Source organism: Chelatococcus sp. HY11 (assembly GCF_018398335.1).
Lineage (GTDB): Bacteria > Pseudomonadota > Alphaproteobacteria > Rhizobiales > Beijerinckiaceae > Chelatococcus.
In genome coordinates, this window is sequence record NZ_JAHBRX010000002.1 from 1,109,065 (window position 1) to 1,127,679 (window position 18,615).

Consider the following 18,615-nt stretch of genomic DNA (forward strand, 5'->3'; position numbering starts at 1 on the left):
TGCGTCCCAGGGGATGGTGATCCGGCCGCGTTGCTTCACCGAATGCTTGCAATCGGCGGCCCGGAAAAAGCCCCGCGCTATCTGGCGGCCCAGGCAGAGCTTGCGAGGAAGCGGGTGATCTCGTCCGCGATGTCTTCGTCATGGCCGAGCCAGATGTGGCCGCCGGTGGGATAGATGACGAGCCTCGCGTCGGGCATGGCGACCGCGATAGCGCGGGCGGTGGCGGCCGTGCCGAACCGGTCGTCCTCCAGCGAAATGATCAGTGTCGGCACGGCGATCCTCGAGAAATCCAGAGCTGCCGACGCGCCGGCCAATGTCGCATCGTTGACGAGGCCGCGCCGTTTCATGCCGATCGGCATCAGCCCTTCGAGGACGGCGAGGGCACGCCGCCGCTCGTCGGCAGGAACGCGGTCGAGCAACGCCGGATCGGTGGCGAGCAGCGTTCCGATGAGCCGGCGCGGCATTGTTCTCATGAGAGCCCAGAACAGGAAATCCGAGCCGAGCACGGTGTCGACGGCCCATTTCTGCCACCAGTTCATCTCGACCGGGTCGCGGCCGGAAACATTGGCCGCCGGCACGAGAAGAACGAGGTGCGAGCAGCGTTCCGGATGACGTAGCGCGAAGGCCGCGGCCGAGAGCGCCCCGGCCGAGCCGCCGGCCACCGCCACCCGTGCGATGCCGAGATGGTCGAGCAATGCGGCGAACGCCTCGGCTTGGTTCGCCGGGGAAGAATCGGGCGCAAAATCGCTTCGGAGATAGCCAAAGCGCGAGGGGGCGATCACGCGATGCCCGCGCGCGGCCAAGCGGCTTGCGAAGAGCAGGCCCTGGTCGAAGCCGCCGCCGGTGCCGTGGATCATCAGAAGCGGCACGCCATCGCCGGCGACCACATATTCGAGTATGCCAAACCGGGTCATGACGACGGTACTGTGGCCGGCGACCCGCCGTCTGGCTCCAGCTATGGAGGCTGAATAGCGCCTGCCGACCGCGAACACACCGGCAAAGGCGACAACCGCGGCGAGGACGCTAACTGCAATATTTTTCAAAGCCGCTCCCTTCTCCCGCGCCGAATGTTGCCCTATCTGCCCGCGCTCAAAGCTCGGCCCGCGGCTGACATATTCCTCAGTCCGCGATTCTCATGGACATGCCGGCCTCCCCCGCCGACACCGATCAGCGCGACGATGGCGTCCGCCACAGTCTCGGCGGGGATCGCTCCGTAGCGCGAGAGCGGGCCGAGCAGGACCGGCGTGAGTACCGCAAATATGTTCTGACCGATCGCCTCCCACACCCGTCGCTCGCTACGATTGCCGAGGAGGAAGCCGGGACGGATCAGGTCCACCCGCTCGAAGCCGAGCCCGGCGACAGCCTGCTCGATCGCGCCTTTGGTCTGGAGGTAAAAGCCGGGGCCGCCCGCGCCAGCCGCGGTCATCAGGATGAACTGGCGTGCGCCAAGCGCTCTCGCCCCCTTCGCGACGGCGAGGACGTAATCGTGGTCGACGCGGAACATCGCTGGCTGCGATCCGGCCGCGCGGATGGTGGTGCCCAGGCAGGAGATGGCGGCGTCGATGCCATCAGGCGCGATGGGCCGCAACACCTCTTCGGGCTCCCTGCAGAGTTCCTCGTAATCGATTGCGTGTCCGGACGCGGCCGAACCCTGCCGAACGAGGCAGACGGGATCGACGTCCGGGCGTTCAGCGAGCCGGGCGTTCACGAGTTTGCCGACCAGGCCTGTACTACCGGCGAGGAGAACACGTCGGATCATGCGGGACACTCCTTGACGAACCGCCGAAACGGCGGAGTGCCCATCGTACACCCCCTTCAATGGAAGCCGATGCCGTTAGCCGCGGCACGTTCTGGCAGATGCATTTCGCGCCAGCGGTTGGGCGGCATGCCCTCCCATTCGCGGAAGGCGCGGTAGAAAAAGGTGGTGTCCCGATAGCCGAGCAGGCAGGCCACCTCGTCGATCTCGGTCGCGGGATCGGCCAGGAGATGACGGCCGAGACCGCGCCGCGCGTCGGACAAGAGGTCGCGAACAGTGGCACCTGCGTCACATCCTTCGCGGACGAGCCGCTGCGGAGAGCCGAAGCTGTCCGCGTTCGTCCGCAACCTCGATCATCCGCGTCAATCATCCCGAGCGGCAGAGTTCTGCCGGAGGCACAGAACGGTCGGGCACGCGCCGCGATCGGCCTCATCGCGACGCGCACAGCTGGCGTCAGCTCTCACCTCAAGGCGACGTGCTTTAGATCCCCGCGTACCATTCATATCCTCGATCCTCCCAGAAACCGCCCTTGCCACCCCACAGGCCGCCAAAGCTGTCGACGACCTCGATACGCATGACATATTTGGCCTGCTTGTAGCCGAGCTGCCTCTCTACCCGCAGGCGCAGCGGAGCGCCGTGCCCGACCGTCAGGTCTTCGCCGTTCATCGCATAGGCGAGGATCGTTTGCGGATGATACGCATCGATCAGGTCGATACTCTCATAGTAGCGGCCGCTGCCGTCGAACGTCTTTTCCAGTTCATCGGCGCAGTGGAAGACGGCGAAGCGGGCATTGGGTTTCAACCCCGCCGCCTGAAGGAGGAGGCCGAGCGGAACGCCAGTCCATTTGCCGATTGCGCTCCAGCCCTCGACGCAGTCGTGGCGGGTGATCTGGGTGCGCGAAGGGAGCTTCCTCAAGTCCGCCAGCGAGAGCTCCAGCGGGCGGTTGACCAGCCCGCCGATTTTCAGTTTCCAGTCGGCGAAGCTGCTTTCACGCAATGCGGCATACTCCTCGGAGTCAGGCGCTTGCGTACCGTTGACACGAAACGTCGGAGAAATATCGGCCTCCGTGAATTCCCGGGCCAGCGGTCCGCGCCGCAGCACCAAGCGCTGCGTGCTCATCGTCAGCGACTCGGCCGACCGCAGCACGGCATCGACACCGGCGTTCTGTTCGAGGGCGACGCCACCGCCCAGCGCAAGGGCACCGGCGCCGAGCGCGCCGCTGACGAGGAAACGGCGGCGGGTGAGGAAGCTGCTCATGCGTCGGGTCCCCGCTGCCGGATGGCATAACGGCCGGTGACCATCGAACGCATGTTGTTCCACGGACCCGAGAGGACGACCATGGCGACATGAACGACGACGAAGAGAACCAGCAGCGATGCGCAGATGAAGTGGAGCGTACGGGCGGATTGCCGTCCGCCGAAGATGTCGAGAAGAAACGGGAATGCCGCATCCATGCCCGGCGACATGGTCAGGCCTGTCAGCACCATCAAAGGCAGCAATCCGGCGATAACGGCGATATAGGTGAGCTTCTGCAGCACGTTGTAGTGCCGGGCCTGCTCTCCCTCGGGAAAACGCAGCCGGGCGTGATCGATGATCTCCCGCCAGACGTGGCGCGGTCCGAGCTCGCGGCGGTCCGGCGTCAGATCGCGGCGGAAGTGACCGCTCAGCAGGCCGCAAGCCAGATAGACGAAACCGTTGATGACGAAGAGCCAGGCGAAGAAGAAATGCCAGCGCCGGCCGGCGGCGAGGTCCTGATAGGATGGGAGCGTGAGCCAGCCCGGAAATGCGCGCTCTGTCCATTCGCTGCCCATCTTCGACAGGCCGAGCACCCCGGTCGTGGGAATGGAGACGCCACCGAACGTCACGAAGCCGCGTGGTTCACCGTTGCTTTCACTCGCGCCGATCTGGATGAAGGCCCGATCGGCATCCGCTCCATACTGACCCCAGTGGAGCCGCGGGTAGGCATTGAATATCTGGAGCCCGCTCAGGAGCAGGAAGCTCAGGCACAGTACATTCAGCCAATGCGTCAGGCGGGTGACGATGGAGTGACGCCGGACCAGGACTGTCCTTCGGCGCGACGATGGTTGCGGCATCTCCTCGTTCATGGAGCGCTCCTAAACGGGTTGGTTGAATTGATGGGCGCGGTGGGTGGCTCCGCGCCTCCGGTATTTCCACCGGCCGGACGGGTCCGGCCGGCGGGATCGCCGGCTCACATCGGCGGGACGACGCCGTTGGTGCCGACGACGACCTGGCGCGCCGTAATCGCACCGCTTGCTGCCTTCTCGCCCGCGACGAAGACCGCCGCTCCCGACTTCAGATCGGCCTTGGTGGCCGGGGTAAGGGTGACGACGGGCGTACCTTCCGGAATGGCGATCTTCTTCTCCTTTCCGTGGTAGGAGACAGTAACGGTGCGCCCATTCACACCCTTGACCGCGTCCGCGACCGTGGCGTTGGTCATGGTGCTGTCGGGCTTCAGATCCCATCCGAAGCTGCCCTCACCGGCACCTTTCAGGGCTGGCGGGAAGATCAGAACTTCCAGCGCTCCATCGCCCCCGTCCTTTGTGGGCAGCGAAGCGATGCCGACATAATCGCCGGGCTTGATGTCGGAAATGGACGCGCGCGCAATGCCCGACACCATCCATCCCTGGGCAAGAGCAATATTGACGGTTTGGCCCTCGCGCGTGTTCACCGTCAACGCCTCACCGCCAAAGCTGACGATCGAGCCGCGAACGCGGACGGGCTCCGCCTTGGCATTCTGTGCCAAAGCGGCTGAGCTGACACCCGTCGCGAGCGGCAGGCTGACGACGGCGGCCGCGAGAAGGGCCAGTGTGAATTTCCGAAGCATGTTATCTCCTTCCTACCTACTGCTAGGTAGCCATTGGCGCGACGTAGGCAGCCTGTGCGGTGCGCCAAGGGACCGCAGAAGCCGAAGAGGCGGTTTGAATCGTCCCAAGATCGAGAGAGCGCTGGGCGATCCCGCGCGCTTCCTCATCCCGCGCCGGACCGCCGGGCGAGCGTAATGCCCAGTGCGGCGCCGGCGGCGAGGCAACAGGCGATGCACAGGATGGCGACGATGAAAGCCTGGGTAATGCTCGCCGGGTCCGTGCGGGCACCGACGATCGCGATGCTCTGCCGAGCCATCGCGACGGCGATTCGGCATGGTCAGAAACTAGGGATTCAAATTCATTCGTGAACTGACGATAGTGAACGCATCACGTTCATTTCTGTAGGAGCGCGACATGGAATGGAGCGACGTCAGAATTTTCCTGGCCATTGCGCGCACCGGCAGTTTGGGGGCCGCCGCCCGCGCTCTGAATCTCAGTCACCCGACGGTGGGACGGCGCCTCAGGGCGCTGGAGCATGCCACCGGCCAGACGCTGTTTCAGAGAACCGCCGACGGTTTCGTGCCGACGGAGGAAGGCGCCGCCGTCATCACGCTGGCCGAACAGATGGAGGAAGGCGCACTGGCCATGGAGCGGCGGCTTGCCGGTCAGGAACAGAAACTGCAAGGAAGCTTGCGGATCTCATCTGCCGATTGGTTCGGCGCGTATGTCCTGCCTCCGATCATCGCCGACTACGTAGACGCGTATCCTCTGGTCGACGTCGAGATCCTGACGGGCACTCGCCTGTTCAGCCTTGCCCAGCGGGAGGCCGACATCGCCTTCCGCATCGTGCCGTTCGACACGCCCGACATTGTCCAGAGACGCCTGGTCCGGTTGGCTTACGGCGCCTATGTCGGAGTTGGCTCTCCCGAGCCGGCCTTTGGCGACGGCACCGGCTTTCGGCTGATCACTCACGACACGTCCACCGGGCAGTTCCCTGATATCACCTGGCTCGAGCAGAGCTTCCCGAACGCCCGGACCGTCCTGCGCTCCAACAATCGCAATGTCCAGGGACGCATGGCCTACCAGGGCATCGGCATCGCGGTTCTGCCGCAGGTCGTCGGCGATCAGCTGGCAGGACTGCGTCGGCTCGATCTGCCAGAGGAACCGCCCGGACGGGATATCTGGATGGGTTATCATCGCGACATCCGGCGCCTTCACCGTTTGCGCGCGTTCATTGACACTGTGAACCGCCACATCGGGAAGCTGCAATCCTGAGACGCTGTGTATCCTCGGAACGGGTTCATTCGCCACCGCTCTCCGCGATGCCTAGAAATTCCGATCAGTTCGCCCACAAGAGATACCCGAGTTCTTTGTCTCAAGGCCGAAGACATCGATAGCAAAGCGCATGCTGATATGTCCAGAACGGAAGCTTTCTGGAGCTCATCGACACCCCCGCGCTTCGGCAAGCCCGCCTATGTGCCATGACCCTGCTCAGATCGTTCCTCTTGAGGCCGCCTGAACTCTAGCCAACCGCGATATCACCGCCTACGACACCTGAAAACTTGAGCGCCAATCCGCGCGTTGTGACGCGGCGTTTTGCGAGCAGGCCGCGGCTCGATAAGGTCACAAACTGGGTCTTGCGGTCGTCATCGCCGAAGCAGATGTTGGTGGTGAAGGGATCGTCGAACAGCACCGTCTCAACGACGGCTCCATGAGGCGTGATGACGGTGATGGCCCCGCTGAGCAATGTCGCCACATGGATATTGCCATCGGCGTCGACTGCCAGGCTGTCGAACTTCTGGTAGCCGGGAAGGCCGCATAGAACTCGGCCGCCATGCGGCGCCCGGGCGTTGTCGGCTGACGCCGCGCCCGGCTCCGCAAGATCGAAAGACCAAAGCCGGCACGTCTCTGTTTCGGCGACATAAAGCACCCGCTCGTCGGGCGACAGGCCGATGCCGTTCGGCGTGAGCAGCGGATACGCCACCTCCCTGATGAACGATCCGTCAGGCCACGCATAGTAGATGGCTCCATGGTCCCGATATCGCGGATGGTTACGCCCGAGATCCGTGAAGTAGAACCCGCCATTCCTGTCAAAAACAATGTCATTGGGCGAGTTTAGGCGATGTTCACCGCACCCCTTGTAAAGATTTGTCACAGCGCCGGTGCGAGGATCCATGCGCTCGATCCAGCCGCCGTTGTATCCGTCTGGCACACCGTTGAGATGGATGGCGCCATCTTGCTCATACCATTTCACGCCGCCGTTGTTGCAGATGAAGAAATCGCCATTCGGGCCCAAAGCCATACCGTTCGGGCCACCGGCCGTCTTTCCGACCAGTGTCTTGCGCCCGTCCGCATCTATGCGTGTCACCCTCTGCCCAACCATCTCGACGACAGCAACCGAGCCGTCGTCGCACCAGACAGGCCCTTCCGGAAAGGTGAGGCCGGACGTGACGACCGTGATGTCGTTGGGGTGAAGATCATGGGTCATGGGGCGCCATCCGTTGTTGGTCTCGATCATGTCGCGCGTCGTGCGTAATCATCGCGTTGCATCACAATTCGGCGCCGGCGGCTTTCCCGGCGCCGTGACCTAGGATGCCGTCGCCGGCCGCGAGGGTTTGAAGCCCAGCAGGAACAGCCCCACTGCGATGATCACAAATGTCGTCGATATCGGGCTGCTGAGAAATATTCCGAAGTCGCCGTCGGAAATCGCAAGCGCCTGCCGCGCGGACCGTTCGAACAGCGGGCCGAGCACAAAGGCGAGTATCAACAGACCGATGTCAAACCGCCCGAGCCGCAGCAGATAGCCAACGAAGCCGAAGAATACCGCGATCACGACATCGAACGGGTCGCTGCGCGTCGAATGCACGCCGATCATGCTGACCGTCAGGATCACCGGCGCCAGGAAGGCCCGCGGGACGGACAGAATGCGGACGAACAAGCCGACCAAAGGCAGGTTGAGCGCAACCAACATGACGTTGCCGATATACATGCTGACCAGAACACCCCAGAACACCTCGGGCTGCCGGTTGATCAGCGTCGGGCCGGGCACCACGCCATGAATCATGAATGCACCGATCAGTAGTGCGGTGATCGCATTGGCGGGCAGACCCATGCATAGCAACGGAACGAACGCTCCAGCGGTCCCGGCGTTGTTGGCCGCCTCCGGCCCAGCCAAGCCTTCAACAGCGCCATGGCCGAATTCTTTTGGATTGCGCGACAGCTTCTTTTCAACGGAGTAGGACAAGAACGAGGCCATGGTCGCGCCGCCTCCCGGCAACAGGCCGACGAGAAAGCCAAGCACCGTGCCGCGCGCCACGGGCGCCACTGAGCGACGGGTCTCCTCCCGGCTCGGTACAAAGGCCAGCAACCCCTTGGGCGCGCTGAGGAGTTGCGCCTTGTTCTCCTTCTGTCTGGCGAGAAAAAGGACCTCGGACAGGCCGAAAAGCCCGATCGCCAGGGGGACGAGATCGATGCCGTCCGCGAGCGTGAGCGAGCCGAAGGTGAAACGCGGCTGAAGGTTCAGCGGATCCGTCCCGACATTACCCAAGAGGAGGCCGGCGGCGACCATGAGAAGCGCGCGGGGCAGGCTGGTGCTCGAGAGATAGCTGACGAGGATGAGCCCGGCCAGCATCATCATGGCGTATTCCGCGGGCCCGAAGGCGAGAATCAGCTTGGTCAGCGGCGGCGAAAGGATCGACACCGCGACGACGCCGACGGTTCCGGCGAAAAACGAGCCGAAGGCGGCGATCCCGAGTGCTGCGCCCGCCCTGCCCTTTTTCGCCATCTGATAGCCGTCGAGGCAAGTGACGACGGACGACGCCTCGCCTGGAATGCGCATCAGGACCGACGTGATGGTGCCGCCATAGGCGACACCATAGTAGATGCCGGAGAGCATGATGATCGCCGACGTCATGTTCATGCTGTAGGTCACGGGGATGAGCAGGGAGATTGTCGTCAACGGGCCAAGACCCGGCAGGATGCCGACGATCGTGCCGAGAAGCACGCCGATGAAGCAGAAGAGCAGGTTTTCGGGCGTCAGCGCGACACTGAAGCCAAGGAGGAGCATCTCGATCACGTCTCACCCCTGTGTAAAAGACGCAAGGACGTGCTCGATCATGCCTGCCGGCAGTGCCACGCCAAGAAACCGCCCAAAGACGATGTCGCCAACAAGCGCGACCGCGACCGCGTAGCTGATCGAGGTGTGCCAGGGCCGCCGTTCCCCGAAACGCAGGATGAACACGGTCACCACGGTCGTCGTCGCGATGAACCCGCCGATGAAGACCCCGACGACGAGGCCGATCAGCGCGACCACGTAGACGCGGAAGCTGCGCTGCTCCGCCTCTTCGACGGGCCCGTCATCACCCTCCTCGCCGGCGGCGGCGGTTGGCGTGCCGGGCGCCACCAACGCCAGGAGCCCCGTGATCACGCCGACAACGGCGGCGATCAGCGGTATCAGCCCCGGGCCGGGGCCCTCGAGCGCCCAAAGGTCCAGTCGCGAAGCCTGCCAGACGGCAAGCACCATGACGACGATCAGCAGGCCCGTGACCCAACGCCCGACATTGCTTTGAGCTACAGCCGGCGCAACATCCGCGCCGCCGGTCTCGCCCGTTTGGGGTATCTTCAACGGCAAGGGCGTCTTGGACGAAGGTTCCGTATGCATCATGTCGCTCCAGAACGATGGAACAGCCAATCTCGCGGCCAGTGGACCGGCTACTGGCGCCAGAGCAAGACGGCGACAAGCAGACTTGCTCCAGAGACAGTCCGAAGCCGCCTGCGCCGCTAAGGCAGTACGGTCGACAGGCAAGAGGGGCGTCAGGGCTTCTTCTTGAGCATGCCGGCTTCACTCAAGATCGCGATCAGGTCCGGCGCCGATTCCTTGACGAGTCTCGTCAAGTCGGAGCCGGGGGTTCCGCTGGGAACCAAGCCGAATTTGGCAATCGCGGCGCTCACCTCCGGCTTCGCGCAGGCGGCCACGAAGGCCGCTTCCAGCCGCTTCTGGATAGCCACATCGAGCTTGGGCGGGGCCGCGAAGCCCACGAACGACAGGCTCACCGCATCATAGCCCTGCTCAATCAATGTCTTGACCTCGGGATAAGCTGGCCAGCGGACGCGTCCCGCCGACGCCAGCAGTCGCAGTTCTCCCGATTCGATCATCGGCACCATGTCGGCTGGCGCCTGGATCACGGCGTCGACATGGCCGCCGGCGGCCTGAAGCACCGCCTCCGGCCCGCCTGTCGTTGGAATCCAGCGGAATTTCGCACCCGTCAGCTTGCCGAGTTGCGCCATGGCGCGGGTGCCTGCGACGGCCGATGAGGTGTAGGAAACCGTCTTCGTCTTGCCAAGCGCCACGAGCTCGGCGATCGACTTTGCCGGCGAGTTGCGCCCGACCCCGATGCCATAGACGATCTCGCCGGCAACGCCGATGGGCGTCAGCGCCCACGGATCGAATGTCGCGTCGGTGGTATAGGGCGCGAGGAAGTTCGATACGCCGATCGTCACCATTCGGTAGCCGTCCGGCGGAGAGGCGACGAGTTGCGCGATGGCCGCATTGCTGGCGGCGCCCGGCGTGTTCTTGATAATGATCGTGCGACGGAGATCCGGCTCCATGGCGGTCGCAACGGCGCGAGCCACGAGGTCGGTCGTGCCGCCGGCGCCCTGGCCGACCAGCAGCTCAATGTCCTTGGCCGGCCAGCTTTGCGCCTGCGCGCCGCCCCGAGACACGACCGCCATGAAGGCTCCCGCGGTTGCAAGTCCAGCCACGAATTCTCGTCGTTCCATATTTTTCCTCCTCATCGCTTTTCATTATCGATGCTGTTTTGTTTGGTCGCATCGGCTCAAAGCGCGTCGCGTTCCATTTTTGAAAACTGAAATTTGCGATAGAAAATATTTTTGAATACGCTTCTTTGCGGCCTTGAACGGGAGTTGCCCAAATCCTGCGAAAGGTTCCGGCAGACCGAGCAGAATGCCCCTCACCATCGGTCAGCCGCTTATCTACCTATCGATCGATAAATACTCCAAGGACCTTGTCAATGCTAAACTTGCGGTCGGGTAGGTCACGGACGTTCAGGGCCTTTGGGCGAGGCGCGTCCATCCGTCACGCCGGCGTCGATTGCGCGAAACGGCGGCGTCCGCCTTTCCCTAAAAGCTTCACCCCCTTCCCTGACATCGCCACCGGAAAGCAGTTTCCGTTGAATTTCGCCCTCGCGCGAGTTCTGCGAGACGTTGTTCTCACAACATATCTAGTATAGCGCCCGCTTGCCGGCCGGCGTCCTGACACCGTCGGCGAGCTTGGCGCCGCCAACGGATCGCGCAAATGACGCGCGCCCCTCATGACAAACGAACCTCGGCCTGCGGCTTCGCGGCAGGCTCCGGCGCCAGTTTGTAGTCCTTGTACTGCGCGCGCAGGGTCGGCTTGTGGACCTTGCCGGTCCCCGTCATGGGAAGCTCGTCAACAAATTCGATCGCGTCAGGCAGCCACCATTTCGCGACACGCTGGGCGAGATGTTTGAGGAGTTCGTCGGCGTCCACCTGAGCGCCCGGTTTACGGATGATGATCAGCAGCGGCCGCTCCTGCCATTTCGGGTGCGGTACACCGATTACCGATGCATGGGCCACATCGGGATGGCTCGCCGCGGCTGCCTCGAGTTCCTGTGAACTAATCCATTCGCCGCCCGACTTGACGATATCCTTTGCGCGATCGCTGATGACGATCCGCCCCTGGCTGTCAATCGAGCCGATATCACCGGTAAAGAACCACCCTTCACTATCGAGCGGGCTCCCGCCCTCCCCGTTGAGATATCCGGACGCGACCCATGTGCCTTTGAATTGCACATGGCCCTTGCTGACGCCGTCCTTCGGAAGGCTCGTCCCGTTCTCATCGACGATGCGGATCTTCGGGGTGAACATAGCGCGGCCAGATCTCAGCCGCTCGCCCATTTCATCCTCAATGACGGTGCCGGCGTCGAGCGGAACGCGGGTGCCCGCGGATCCGCCCAGCACTTCTGTCGACCCATAGTTGAGGAAGGTGTCGAGGTTGAAATCCGTTACAAGCGTTCGCATCAGCTCACGCGACGGCGGCGAGCCGCTTAGCATGGCGAGCCGCAACGCGGACGGACGCTTCCCGATCGTCTTCATCCAGTCGGTCAGGATCATCCAGACCGTCGGCACGGCCGCGGCGATCGAGACTTGCTCGCCGTCGATGAGCTCGAACAGCTTTTCAGGCTCGAACGCGCGGCCGGGAAGCACCAGCTTGCTGCCGGTGTAGCAGCACAGGAACGGCTGGTTCCAGGCATTTCCGTGGAACATTGGCGCGACCGGCATCAGGACTTCGCGTACGCCGTTGCGTGTACCCGGCATCCACGAGGCCGTCGCGTTGGTCATTGTCTGCAACATGCTCGCGCGGTGCGAATAGACCACCCCCTTCGGATTGCCGGTGCTGCCCGAGGTGTAACAGATCGTCGAGGCGGAACGCTCGTCGAAGGAAGGCCATTCAAAATCTCCATCCTCGCCGGCCACAACATCCTCGTAGACGATCACGTCACGAAGCGTGTTCGGCGGTACGCGGCCCGCCTCCGCCATGATTATGAAGTTCCGAATTTTGGGAAGGCGATCGGCAATACGTTCAACGATCGAAAGAGACGCGGTATCGACCAGAAGAAACTCATCTTCGGCATGGTTTATGATGTATATGATCTGTTCGTCATAAAGCCTTGGATTGACGGTGTGCAGGACCGCCTGGATACCCGTCACGGCGTAGAAGCACTCGAAGTGCCGATGCGTGCTCCACGCCAGCGACGCGACGCGCGTGGTCGCCCGCACACCAAGGCGCCTCAGGCCCTTGGCCAGTTGCTTGATGCGCCGGTGCGACTGCGCATAGTTCAGCCGGACAATGTCGCCCTCTATGTCCCGGGCCACGATGCCTGTTCCCGAATGATACTCGGCTGCATACTCGATGAGGCCCGAGAGCAGAAGCGGGGCGTCCATCATGAGGCCATTCATCACAAGTTTCTCCGCGATGAAACAGTTCCTGATAAAATCTTCGCACCGACGGGACGGCGCGAAGCCAGTCGTTTGATATCATTCTGCACAAATCAACTCGTCCTGGACAGCCCAGGAACTGCCGTTGAACTCCGCCAGCTTGAGACATTTGACCGGCGCGTAGTCGGTCGGTGATGTATTCAACGTGATGCCCGGTAAGAACATCGACAGCTGCAGGTCCTTGATGTTCTGGGCGGCCTTCATCACGCTGTCGCGCGTCAGATCCTTGCCTGCCTTCTCAAGCACGTGCTTCATGGTCTCGGCCTGCGAAAAGCCGGTCACCGCATTCGGGTCCTTCTGCGATTCACCTGGCATGTACTTGTCCATAAAGGCCTTCCAGGCCATGAACCCTTCGTCGGTGGCCCATTGCGGATCATTGGGATCCTTGACGAACTGCACCGTCAGAATGCCCTTCGCGTTGTCCAGGCCAGCGGGGGCCAGCACGGAGCCGACCGACGACGACACGAACGAGATGTAATGCGTCGGCTTCCAGCCGAGCTCAGCGACCTTCTTGATGGCCTGCGCGCCGAACTTCGGTGTGGTGATGTCCACGAACACATTGGCGCCGCTCGCTTGCAGGCTGATGATCTGCGAGTTCACGGTCGGATCGCTGAGCTCGTAGGACTGCACCGCGACCAGCATCTCGTCGGCTTTGTCGCCTAGGCCCTTCTTCAGCCCCACCAGGTAATCCTTGCCGAAATCGTCGTTCTGGTAAAGTACCGCGATCTTGGCGTCGGGAAAATTCTTGAGGATGTGCCGCCCATAGATCGCACCCTCCGCCTGGTAGGTCGGCGTCCAACCCATGGTCCATGGGTATTTGGCGGGATTATCCGAAAGAGTCGTTGCGCCCGACGAGGTGAACAGCTGCGGGACCTTCTTGGCATTCAAATAGTTGCGGATAGCAACGTTGTTGGCGGACCCGAGCACGGCGAACATCGCAAGGACACCATCCCGTTCGACGAGTTGCCGCGTGGCCTCGACGGCTTTCGGCGGGCTGTAGGCATCGTCAAGCGAAATAAGCTTCACCTTGCGTCCGGCTATGCCCCCCTCGTCGTTCACTTTATTGAAGAAGGCCGTCAGGCTGCGTCCGGTTATCCCGAAGGCTGACGCTGGTCCGCTGTAGGGGACACTGTTGCCGAGCTTGACTTCCGTGTCGGTGACGCCGTCACGTGCCATCAAAGGCGTTGCGGACAGCGCAAGTGCGACCGTCGGTCCCAATATTGTTTGCTTGATTGACAGCTTCATACTTTCCTCCGGCTTGTTTTTTAGGATTTAAGTCTGCTTTTCTAAGCTGGATCATAATTTTCTCGATGCTGTCCAGCTCGTCCTTACAACTTCGCCTGGTTTGATAGAACAACCGTAGACGCCGCGCCGAACATGTAGCCGACGCCATGACACACAGAGATCTCGACACCTTCCACCTGATAGCTCGCGGTGCGGCGCAGCTGACGCACGCTCTCCTGCAGCGCATACATCCCGTACATGCCGGAATGGGCATAGTTCAGCCCGCCACCGTTGGTGTTCATTGGCAAGCGCCCGCCCGGCGCCGTGTTCCTGTCCGCGACGAACGCACCGGCATCACCCCGCGCAACGAAGCCGAGATCCTCGAGCCCGAACAGGGGCACGTGGGCGAAGGCGTCGTAGATCATCAGGTGGTCGACATCGTCATGGGTAATGCCGGCATCCGCAAAGGCCGCCGCGCCCGACATCGAGAAGGCACGCGAGGAACTGAAATCGTCCATCTGGCTGATCATCGGCGTCTCGGTGCTCTCCCCGCTGCCGATGATGTAAACCGGGCTGGTCGGGAAATCGGCCGCACGGTCCACTGAGGTCACAATGAGCGCCCCACCCCCGTCGGTCACGACGCAGCATTCGCGCAGATGAAGCGGATAGGCGATCATCTTCGAGTTGAGCACGTCCTGCACCGACAGCGGCTTCCGTAGAAATGCGCGGGGATTGGGCGCGGCCCATTCGCGCTGGATCACCGGGACCGTCGCCAGTTGCTCCGCCGTCACGCCATAGGTCTTCATGTAGCGCAGGATCGGCAGGCCGAACAGCACCGGCGGGAACGGCTTGCTGTAGGGCATCTCGAACTGGCCCATCTGGCTATAGGGATGCACCGGCCACCAGCCCCGCATGCCCAGTTTCGAGCGGCCGCTTTCCCCGTGGGTGATCAGCACAGTCTTGCATTGCCCGGCCTGGATCGCGGCGGTGGCATGCCGCACATGGCTGATGAAGCTGCAGCCGCCGATATTGGTGCCGTCCATCCAGAGCGGCTTCAGCCCGAGATAGTGCGCGACTTCGATCGGCTCCTCGCCGGCGCAGGCGATGCCGTCGATGTCGGACAGTTTGAGGCCGGCCTGCGCGATGGCGTTGAGGGCGGCGTCGGCATGCAGTTGGATGGCCGAGGCGCCGGGAATGACGCCAAGCTCTGTCGTCTCGGCAGCGGCGACGATGGCGGCCTTCACCCGGCTCATATCGCGCCCTCCCGGGCCGGCCTGAACTGCGGAATGGTAATGGCATCGTCGAGGCGTTCGAAGACCACCTCGAGTTTCATGTCGAGCACGAGCGCCTCGGGCGTTGGCGCGACGTCGCGCAGGTTGCTCATCATTTTCACGCCTTCGTCGAGCTGCACAACGGCGACGGCGACGGGAAGACCATCGCGGCCGTTCACGTAGTCAATCGAATAGCTGTAGAGGCGGGCTTTGCCGCTCGCCCGGAACACGTTCACGGCGCGCGATGCGCAAGCCGGGCAGAACGGCCGTGGCGGAAAATAGACGTGATCGCACGACGTGCATTTCTGCAGCAAAAGCCTTCCCTCGCGGGTGCCTGCCCAGAAATGCTCTGTTTCAGGGGTGGGCAGCGGCGCTGCGCCAAACACTTCCATCATGTCGAGGTCAACTCCATACTCTGCGCCGGATGCGCGGAAAGCCTCTATCCTTGGCTACATCATTGGCTACACTTGCGATATTTCGGCGTAACCATTACTGATCGCGACGACCCCGCGCTCCACGACCACACAACGGAAGCCGCAGACGCCAGCCCCCTCATGCCAGATCTCGGTGCGGATGGTCTCGCCGGGGAATACCGGGCTGGAAAATCTGAGGTTCATCTTGCGCAGGCGCGCGGGGTCGTAGTCGCAGACATTGCGCAACAGCCCATGGCCGGCGATGCCGAGCGTGCACAGACCATGCAGGATCGGCTCGGAGAAGCCGGCACTGCGGGCGATCTCCGGATCGACATGGAGCGGATTGTCATCCCCGCTCAGCCGGTAGATCAGCGCCGCCTGCTTTTGCGCCTGGAAGTCCCAGGTCAGATCCGCCGGACGTGCCGGCAAGGCGTGGGGTTGAGGCACCGGGCCCGCTTTGCCGCCAAAACCGCCATCGCCCCGGCAGACGACCGTGGAGGTGAGAGTAGCGATAGGCCGGCCCGTGGCCTTGTCCGTGAGGCGGTTTTCCATGAAGATGAACGCGCCTTTGTCAGGCCCCTTGTCCACCACGTCGAGGACGGCCGCCTGGCCGATGATCGTCCCCTCCGCCGGCAGCGCCCCAAGCAGCTCGATGCCCTGCTCGCCGTGCAGGATCTGCTTCCAGTCGATGCCGAGTTCCGGATCCTGGATCCAGAACCCCGGGCTGGCGAGAATGACCGGCATGGTCGGCAGGGCCAGCATGCCGTTTTCATAGACGAACCGCAGTTGGCGCGGGTCGCTGATGTCCTGCCCCAGGCCCACGCCCAGGGCGTAGAGGGCCGCGTCTTTCCAGGTGAAATGGTGTTCGACCGGCGGGAAATGCCTGCCTTTCAGCGTATTCAGCTTGGACATCCGCTCCCCCTAAAGTGACCGAGCGATGATTTCTTTCATGATCTCGTTCGTTCCGCCGTAGATCTTCTGGATTCGAGCGTCTGTCCACATACGCGAGATCGGGTAATCGAGCGTATAGCCGTAGCCGCCGAACAGTTGCAGGCACTCGTCGATCAGATGCGTCTGGCGATCCGTAACCCACAGCTTCGACATCGCCGCCTTCACGGCGTCGAGTTCGCCGACTAGCAGCTTCGCGACGCAATGATCGACGAAAACACGGGCGATCTCGGTTTCCGTCTTGGCATTGGCGAGGACGAAGCGGGTGTTCTGGAAGTCGAAGACACGCTTGCCGAAGGCCTGCCGGTCCTTCACATAGGTCAGCGTGGCCTCGAGGGCTGCTTCCATGCAGGCGACGCCCTGCACGGCGATGGTCAGCCGCTCCTGCGGGAGCTGCTTCATCATATGGACAAAGCCCTTCCCCGCCTCGCCGATCAGGTTGGCGGCGGGCACCCGGACATCGTCGAAGAAGAGTTCCGACGTGTCCTGCGCGCGCAAGCCGATCTTGTTGAGTTTGCTCCCGCGCCGGAAGCCCTCAGCCTGATCCGTCTCCACAGCGATCAGCGAAATGCCTTTCTGCCCGTCAGCCGGATCGGTCTGGCACGCCACGATGATGAAATTGCTCAGTTGACCGTTCGAGATGAAGGTCTTCTGGCCTTTGATCACGTAGGACGCGCCATCCCGCCGCGCCGTCGTGCGTATCGCCTTCAGATCGGAGCCGGCGCCAGGCTCCGACATGGCGATTGCGCCGATCAACTCGCCGGTAAAGAGCCTTGGCATCCAACGCTCGATCTGATCGGGCGTGGCGTAGTGATAGAGGTAGGGTGCGACGACCGCGTTGTGCAGGTGGATATTGAAGTCGAGGAAGCCGATACGCGCCAGTTCCTCGATGATGATGGCCTCGTGACGATAGTCGCCGCCGGCGCCGCCAAGTTCGACCGGGCAGCTGGCGAGGAGGAAGCCGGCTTCGCCCGCTTTCCGCCACACCGCGTGTGAGACCATGCCTTCCTCGCGCCATTGGTCACGGTGCGGCACCACCTCCCGTTCGCAGAAGCTGCGAAAGCTGTCGCGGAACAGCGCCAGTTCCGCAGCGGTCACGCCATTGAAATCTTCGGCCACGCTCTCGCTCCAAGCCTATACGTTGTATCTATCTATCGTCCGATAGAATTATGCTTAAATGACTGACGGTCTGCTCAGATCGCTTCCCACGCGAAGACGTCGGCGGAGCTTTCGAGCGGTACCAGTGCTGGCCTGAACGAGGGCAGCATGGTCTCCGCCAGGGCCTCCACCGTCCAGCCGCCATCCTTGTGGATCTGGCGGACGGGGCGCGGCTGGCTCATGAGGAAAACCTCATTCTTGCGCGCGGCGAAGATCTGGCCCGTGACATCGTCGGCGAGATCGCTGAGCAGGAAGATGACAAGCGGCGCCATCTTGGCCGGCGAAACGGCCTTCATTTTCTCGACATCGAAATTCCGCGCCATCGCTTCTTCCGGCATCGTGTTGATCAGGCGGCTCCAGGCGAAGGGCGCGATGCAGTTCGACCGGACGCCGAAACGTTGCATGTCGATGGCGATCGCGCGCGACAGGGATGCGACGCCGGCCTTGGCGGCGGCATAGTTCGCCTGGGCAATGTTGCCGATCAGCGATGACGTCGACGTCATATGCACCATGCTGCCGGATTGCTGCTTGCGCATATGCGGCGCCGCCGCGCGCGCAACGTAGAAACTGCCTCGGACATGGACGTCGAGGACGAGGTTGAAATCCTCTTCCGACATCTGGTGAAAGATCTTGTCGCGGAGAATGCCGGCGTTGTTGACGACGCCGTCGACCTTGCCGAAGCTATCCATCGCGGTTTCGATGATACGCTTGGCGCCGTTCGGATCGGCCACGCTGTCGGTGTTGGCCACGGCCCGTCCACCTGTGGACTTGATCCCTTCCACCACCTCATGGGCCGGCTCCTGATCGGCCCCTTCGCCGCTCGTCGAGCCGCCGAAGTCATTGACCACCACCGCCGCGCCCTCGGCGGCCGCCATCAGCGCGATTTCGCGCCCGATGCCACGTCCGCCTCCGGTGACGACGACCACCCGGTCTTCGAGATTGGGTTTCTTGGCCATGCTTGGTCCTTTTCGATCAATTCTGAT

General features: G+C 62.8%; 19 protein-coding genes. 1 reads left to right on the forward strand and 18 read right to left on the reverse strand.

Annotation, left to right across the window (positions count from 1 at the left end):
- Positions 1-77: 77 nt before the first annotated feature.
- From KIO74_RS25935 to KIO74_RS25965, 7 genes are all read right to left on the reverse strand, one after another.
- A complete protein-coding gene (locus KIO74_RS25935) occupies positions 78-1,043 on the reverse strand; it encodes an alpha/beta fold hydrolase (protein WP_213337938.1) in 966 nt (321 codons plus the stop codon).
- A gap of 32 nt (positions 1,044-1,075) precedes the next feature.
- Complete coding sequence (locus KIO74_RS25940; protein ID WP_213337939.1) at positions 1,076-1,759, reverse strand: Rossmann-fold NAD(P)-binding domain-containing protein; 684 nt, start codon at positions 1,757-1,759, stop codon at positions 1,076-1,078.
- A gap of 56 nt (positions 1,760-1,815) precedes the next feature.
- Positions 1,816-2,103: a helix-turn-helix domain-containing protein gene (locus KIO74_RS25945; protein WP_249731480.1), complete on the reverse strand. Its 288-nt coding sequence runs from the start codon at positions 2,101-2,103 to the stop codon at positions 1,816-1,818.
- 133 nt (positions 2,104-2,236) lie between these two features.
- Positions 2,237-3,013 (reverse strand): molybdopterin-dependent oxidoreductase, encoded by a 777-nt coding sequence (locus KIO74_RS25950; RefSeq protein ID WP_213337940.1) that lies wholly within the window; start codon positions 3,011-3,013, stop codon positions 2,237-2,239.
- Positions 3,010-3,861: a cytochrome b/b6 domain-containing protein gene (locus tag KIO74_RS25955; protein WP_213337941.1), complete on the reverse strand. Its 852-nt coding sequence runs from the start codon at positions 3,859-3,861 to the stop codon at positions 3,010-3,012. The genes KIO74_RS25950 and KIO74_RS25955 overlap by 4 nt, the downstream gene beginning before the upstream one ends.
- Before the next feature lie 104 nt (positions 3,862-3,965).
- A complete protein-coding gene (locus tag KIO74_RS25960; RefSeq protein WP_213337942.1) occupies positions 3,966-4,601 on the reverse strand; it encodes a hypothetical protein in 636 nt (211 codons plus the stop codon).
- Between the two features lie 143 nt (positions 4,602-4,744).
- A complete protein-coding gene (locus KIO74_RS25965; protein WP_213337943.1) occupies positions 4,745-4,897 on the reverse strand; it encodes a hypothetical protein in 153 nt (50 codons plus the stop codon).
- 98 nt (positions 4,898-4,995) lie between these two features.
- On the opposite strand from KIO74_RS25965, the gene KIO74_RS25970 reads away from it, so the two are divergent.
- The gene (locus KIO74_RS25970; RefSeq protein ID WP_213337944.1) at positions 4,996-5,856 is read left to right on the forward strand and encodes a LysR family transcriptional regulator; all 861 of its coding nucleotides are present in this window, start codon (positions 4,996-4,998) and stop codon (positions 5,854-5,856) included.
- 247 nt (positions 5,857-6,103) lie between these two features.
- Here KIO74_RS25970 and KIO74_RS25975 read toward each other — a convergent pair whose 3' ends face one another.
- The 11 genes from KIO74_RS25975 to KIO74_RS26025 form a co-directional block, all read right to left on the reverse strand.
- Positions 6,104-7,069 (reverse strand): SMP-30/gluconolactonase/LRE family protein, encoded by a 966-nt coding sequence (locus KIO74_RS25975; protein ID WP_213337945.1) that lies wholly within the window; start codon positions 7,067-7,069, stop codon positions 6,104-6,106.
- A 99-nt stretch (positions 7,070-7,168) separates the two neighbouring features.
- The gene (locus tag KIO74_RS25980; protein ID WP_213339238.1) at positions 7,169-8,647 is read right to left on the reverse strand and encodes a tripartite tricarboxylate transporter permease; all 1,479 of its coding nucleotides are present in this window, start codon (positions 8,645-8,647) and stop codon (positions 7,169-7,171) included.
- A gap of 12 nt (positions 8,648-8,659) precedes the next feature.
- Positions 8,660-9,244: a tripartite tricarboxylate transporter TctB family protein gene (locus KIO74_RS25985; protein WP_213337946.1), complete on the reverse strand. Its 585-nt coding sequence runs from the start codon at positions 9,242-9,244 to the stop codon at positions 8,660-8,662.
- A gap of 149 nt (positions 9,245-9,393) precedes the next feature.
- Positions 9,394-10,311, reverse strand: coding sequence for a Bug family tripartite tricarboxylate transporter substrate binding protein (locus tag KIO74_RS25990; RefSeq protein ID WP_213337947.1), 918 nt, complete (start codon positions 10,309-10,311; stop codon positions 9,394-9,396).
- A gap of 597 nt (positions 10,312-10,908) precedes the next feature.
- Positions 10,909-12,579, reverse strand: coding sequence for a long-chain-fatty-acid--CoA ligase (locus tag KIO74_RS25995; RefSeq protein ID WP_213337948.1), 1,671 nt, complete (start codon positions 12,577-12,579; stop codon positions 10,909-10,911).
- A 78-nt stretch (positions 12,580-12,657) separates the two neighbouring features.
- Complete coding sequence (locus tag KIO74_RS26000) at positions 12,658-13,863, reverse strand: ABC transporter substrate-binding protein (RefSeq protein WP_213337949.1); 1,206 nt, start codon at positions 13,861-13,863, stop codon at positions 12,658-12,660.
- Between the two features lie 83 nt (positions 13,864-13,946).
- On the reverse strand, positions 13,947-15,095 hold the full coding sequence (locus KIO74_RS26005; protein ID WP_213337950.1) for a thiolase C-terminal domain-containing protein: 1,149 nt from the start codon (positions 15,093-15,095) through the stop codon (positions 13,947-13,949).
- Positions 15,092-15,508, reverse strand: coding sequence for a Zn-ribbon domain-containing OB-fold protein (locus KIO74_RS26010; protein ID WP_213337951.1), 417 nt, complete (start codon positions 15,506-15,508; stop codon positions 15,092-15,094). Before KIO74_RS26010 ends, KIO74_RS26005 begins: the two co-directional genes overlap by 4 nt.
- A 66-nt stretch (positions 15,509-15,574) precedes the next feature.
- Entirely contained in the window at positions 15,575-16,438 is an 864-nt protein-coding gene (locus KIO74_RS26015) for a MaoC/PaaZ C-terminal domain-containing protein (RefSeq protein WP_213337953.1), read from the reverse strand.
- A 9-nt stretch (positions 16,439-16,447) separates the two neighbouring features.
- Positions 16,448-17,593, reverse strand: coding sequence for an acyl-CoA dehydrogenase family protein (locus KIO74_RS26020; RefSeq protein WP_291978412.1), 1,146 nt, complete (start codon positions 17,591-17,593; stop codon positions 16,448-16,450).
- 74 nt (positions 17,594-17,667) lie between these two features.
- Complete coding sequence (locus KIO74_RS26025) at positions 17,668-18,588, reverse strand: SDR family oxidoreductase (protein WP_213337954.1); 921 nt, start codon at positions 18,586-18,588, stop codon at positions 17,668-17,670.
- Positions 18,589-18,615 lie beyond the last annotated feature (27 nt).

What these genes read in the sequence shown, in the direction of transcription:
- KIO74_RS25940 (WP_213337939.1), bottom strand. Translation starts at nt 1,759, where the DNA reads ATGATCCGACGTGTTCTCCTCGCCGGTAGTACAGGCCTGGTCGGCAAA.
- KIO74_RS25950 (WP_213337940.1), bottom strand. Translation starts at nt 3,013, where the DNA reads ATGAGCAGCTTCCTCACCCGCCGCCGTTTCCTCGTCAGCGGCGCGCTC.
- KIO74_RS25955 (WP_213337941.1), bottom strand. Translation starts at nt 3,861, where the DNA reads ATGAACGAGGAGATGCCGCAACCATCGTCGCGCCGAAGGACAGTCCTG.
- KIO74_RS25960 (WP_213337942.1), bottom strand. Translation starts at nt 4,601, where the DNA reads ATGCTTCGGAAATTCACACTGGCCCTTCTCGCGGCCGCCGTCGTCAGC.
- KIO74_RS25965 (WP_213337943.1), bottom strand. Translation starts at nt 4,897, where the DNA reads ATGGCTCGGCAGAGCATCGCGATCGTCGGTGCCCGCACGGACCCGGCG.
- KIO74_RS25970 (WP_213337944.1), top strand. Translation starts at nt 4,996, where the DNA reads ATGGAATGGAGCGACGTCAGAATTTTCCTGGCCATTGCGCGCACCGGC.
- KIO74_RS25975 (WP_213337945.1), bottom strand. Translation starts at nt 7,069, where the DNA reads ATGACCCATGATCTTCACCCCAACGACATCACGGTCGTCACGTCCGGC.
- KIO74_RS25980 (WP_213339238.1), bottom strand. Translation starts at nt 8,647, where the DNA reads ATGCTCCTCCTTGGCTTCAGTGTCGCGCTGACGCCCGAAAACCTGCTC.
- KIO74_RS25985 (WP_213337946.1), bottom strand. Translation starts at nt 9,244, where the DNA reads ATGATGCATACGGAACCTTCGTCCAAGACGCCCTTGCCGTTGAAGATA.
- KIO74_RS25990 (WP_213337947.1), bottom strand. Translation starts at nt 10,311, where the DNA reads ATGGCGGTCGTGTCTCGGGGCGGCGCGCAGGCGCAAAGCTGGCCGGCC.
- KIO74_RS25995 (WP_213337948.1), bottom strand. Translation starts at nt 12,579, where the DNA reads ATGAATGGCCTCATGATGGACGCCCCGCTTCTGCTCTCGGGCCTCATC.
- KIO74_RS26000 (WP_213337949.1), bottom strand. Translation starts at nt 13,863, where the DNA reads ATGAAGCTGTCAATCAAGCAAACAATATTGGGACCGACGGTCGCACTT.
- KIO74_RS26005 (WP_213337950.1), bottom strand. Translation starts at nt 15,095, where the DNA reads ATGAGCCGGGTGAAGGCCGCCATCGTCGCCGCTGCCGAGACGACAGAG.
- KIO74_RS26010 (WP_213337951.1), bottom strand. Translation starts at nt 15,508, where the DNA reads ATGATGGAAGTGTTTGGCGCAGCGCCGCTGCCCACCCCTGAAACAGAG.
- KIO74_RS26015 (WP_213337953.1), bottom strand. Translation starts at nt 16,438, where the DNA reads ATGTCCAAGCTGAATACGCTGAAAGGCAGGCATTTCCCGCCGGTCGAA.
- KIO74_RS26025 (WP_213337954.1), bottom strand. Translation starts at nt 18,588, where the DNA reads ATGGCCAAGAAACCCAATCTCGAAGACCGGGTGGTCGTCGTCACCGGA.